Source organism: Chlorogloea sp. CCALA 695, from assembly GCF_003003885.1.
Classification (GTDB): domain Bacteria; phylum Cyanobacteriota; class Cyanobacteriia; order Cyanobacteriales; family Chroococcidiopsidaceae; genus Aliterella.
The window spans coordinates 1-2,991 of record NZ_PVWN01000138.1; the positions used below are offsets into that span (position 1 = coordinate 1).

Consider the following 2,991-nt stretch of genomic DNA (forward strand, 5'->3'; position numbering starts at 1 on the left):
AATCCTTGTTCAATCTGCTTAGAGCTACGGTGCAATACCCCAAACTGCCAAATATTACCTGTAGTGACCGCACCTAGCAAGGTTGGTGCAGTCAACTCCGTCCATTGATCTAAGGCAATCATCTCCATTGCTAACTGCGTAAACCCACGAGTTAGGTCTGCCTGTTTTGCTTCAATCACGAGTAAATGCGTTTGGGTTCTGAGGTAATAGTCCAAACTGCCCTGCAATTGAGGGGTAACTACAAGCGGGTACTCAATACTGAGACGGGCATGGGTAATTCGTACCAGTTCTAACACAATAGGAGCGAAAAAAATTTCCCGCCGTGCCGTTTCGTTGGTTAAGTCTACATAAGGAAGAATATTGTCAATCCGCTCTTTAAGAAAGTTTACTTGCTCCAAAGGCTCGGAAAATTGTGGCAACTGCAATGGAGTACGAGTCAGAAAATAACCAAATTCAGCAACTAGATCGAAGGGATCGGCATTTAAGTCGAAGTAGTTGCTGAAGGTATAGGAACGATTGGGATCGAGTAGCGGTTTACGACTCATATCATAGGTGCAACGAGCGATTGCCCAAAGAATTACTATTTGTTATACGCTGGATAGGATAGGGGTGAGATAATAATCTGAAAATAGTTTGATTTTGATAAGTGCAGTTATCTCTACCTAAAAATCATGCCCCAACTCCCCCACCACCCTATTATCCTACCTATTACCATCGTTCCCTTTGATGGCGGACGAGAGAAGACAGGGCGAAGGACTTCTTCAGAAACGCTGTCAGACCTTCGCCATTGGCAAATTGAGGAGTTTTTGCGGCAGACAGGCAAAGCAGATAATACGCAACGCGCTTACAAGCGACAACTAAAGAATTTTAGCTCTTGGTGCAATAAATCTTGGCTAGATATCACCCCTAGTGATATCGGCAAATATCGGCGGGATTTATTGCAGCAAGAACTTAAGCTTGCTTCGATTAACCATGCCCTCAATACGCTTCGAGCATTTTATCAATGGCTGCGTCGCAGTAACGGATATCCGGTGAACCAACCCCTGCCGACGGATGCAATTGGGCTAGAACGGGTAGAGGAGGCGCAAGACCTGCATATCGAAAAAGAAGACTTAGCTGATATTTGGCACGCGCTGTCTACGGAGGGAGCAACTCGGATACGCGATCGCGCAATTGTCGCGCTGCTTAGTCATGGACTGAGGGCAACTGAGTTATCAGTGCTTAACGTCAACCATTGGAATGGTAAAAGGTTGACTGTTCATCGCTCTAAAGGGCAGAATGTCAGCGAAATCCCTCTAAGCAAGGAAGCAAGGCAATACTTAGAAGCTTATTTTGATTGGCGGCAACAAGAAGGAGCGGCGTTTATACTAACTCCTGATAGTCCGATGTTTTTGTGCCAAGACCCGAAGCACCGAGGGGAGAGGTTGGGTTACAAAGGGCTATACAGAATGGTGAAACAGTTGGGTGCGATCGCTCAAGTAGATAATATTCGACCGCACCGATTTCGGCACCAATTTGGGACGAGCATTACCCGTAAAGGCGTAGATCCAATGTATGGTAAGGAGTTGATGGGGATTAAAAGCGATAGAGTCTACGGACGTTATACCCAAGGAGCGCTGAAACAAGATGCGGAATCGCGCTTATTTGCAAGCGATTGGGGAAGATGATGAGTAGCAGGAATCTCATAGCTACCAAAGAAATTCTATACAAGTACACGAACAAGCTAGTTATGTAGGAACTTTCCGTACAATAACAAGAAAAATTGGGTTCATCGCTTGGGAACTTGCCGCGTTAGCTGGAGTTAATATGGAAATGCGGATTGAACCTTACACGATTAAATTGTTAGATTATCAAGAGGAGTGATAGGTGAAAACCGAAAATCTTAGAATCAATCAGCTCTCTCCCGAAACTTATGAGTGGTATCTGAAATATTTGGAAACGTTGGATACATTGGATATTGAAGCGTATGGAAAGTTCTTGGCGCAGGATTGTTCTGTGCAATCAAACAATGCCCTGCCGATGGAAGGCAAAGAAGTTGTGATACAAGGGCTTGCTGATTATTGGACAACCTTCGCCAGTCTAGAACACGACTTGTTAAACATTTATGGCAGCGACTCGTCTTTTGTGTTGGAGGCGTTGAATCACTACAAACGGAATGATGGACAGGAAGTAACGATTCGAGCCGTAGCGTTTACTGATCGAAACACAGAAGGATTAGTAACTTCGGTTAGATTTTACACGGATACTACCCCATTATTTACAAAAGGCGACTAAAGTAAGGAGTGACTACGATGCAGGATTTAATTGAACTTGAAAACCAAGGATGGCAAGCCCTCACATTGGTAGGAGAGGCGAGCAAGAAGTTCTATAGTGCTGTTCTCCACGACGATGCCACCATAGTTTTTTCAGGTGGCATACGCATAAGTGGAAAAGATAAAATCTTGGAATCTTTAGCTACCCAACCCTGGAAATCGTTCCAAATAGAAGATCCGCAAGTGATTTCATTATCGGAGAATGCTAGAGTGTTCGTGTACAAAGTTACTGCACAACGCGAAGGTAGCGAGCCATATGTAGCTTTTATTAGTAGCACGTATGTACTTAATAATGGAACGTGGAAGTTGATACTTCACCAGCAGACACCTTTGTAATTGCCGCCCAACAAGCCGATGCACCTCGATCGGGATGAGGCTGGTCGGTTGAGTTACAAAGGTTATCTGCATCCAGTAAGTGGAAACGTTAGACATCATTGCGAGATTTTCAAGAAATACATCAATTGCAAGTTAAAAACAACTTTGATTAACAGAATTGTCAACCGACCACATGAGCTTAATAGTTTCTAAATTAACTATTTTGTAGGAGACACGGAAGGCTGAATATTTGTCTGGGTACTAACTGTTTGAATTGTATAGAGAGCGTGCGATTCGTTGGTTAGTAAATCACGGTAAACAGTCCGTACATAACTAACCCAGCCAAGACTCCCACATCTTGCGC

General features: G+C 44.0%; 4 protein-coding genes. 3 read left to right on the forward strand and 1 reads right to left on the reverse strand.

All coding sequences use genetic code 11. The features are described from left to right. A partial coding sequence (locus tag C7B70_RS25400; RefSeq protein ID WP_106371644.1) for a hypothetical protein occupies nt 1–545 on the reverse strand: 545 nt, incomplete at its 3' end. Nucleotides 546–671: 126 nt separating this feature from the next. Here C7B70_RS25400 and C7B70_RS25405 point away from each other — a divergent pair. The 3 genes from C7B70_RS25405 (at nt 672) to C7B70_RS25415 (ending at nt 2,648) form a co-directional block, all read left to right on the forward strand. Further along, entirely contained in the window at nt 672–1,667 is a 996-nt protein-coding gene (locus tag C7B70_RS25405) for a tyrosine-type recombinase/integrase (protein WP_199192576.1), read from the forward strand. A 199-nt stretch (nt 1,668–1,866) separates the two neighbouring features. After that, the gene (locus tag C7B70_RS25410; protein ID WP_106371645.1) at nt 1,867–2,274 is read left to right on the forward strand and encodes a nuclear transport factor 2 family protein; all 408 of its coding nucleotides are present in this window, start codon (nt 1,867–1,869) and stop codon (nt 2,272–2,274) included. A gap of 17 nt (nt 2,275–2,291) precedes the next feature. Continuing rightward, nucleotides 2,292–2,648: a nuclear transport factor 2 family protein gene (locus C7B70_RS25415; protein ID WP_106371646.1), complete on the forward strand. Its 357-nt coding sequence runs from the start codon at nt 2,292–2,294 to the stop codon at nt 2,646–2,648. The last annotated feature ends 343 nt before the right edge of the window (nt 2,649–2,991 follow it).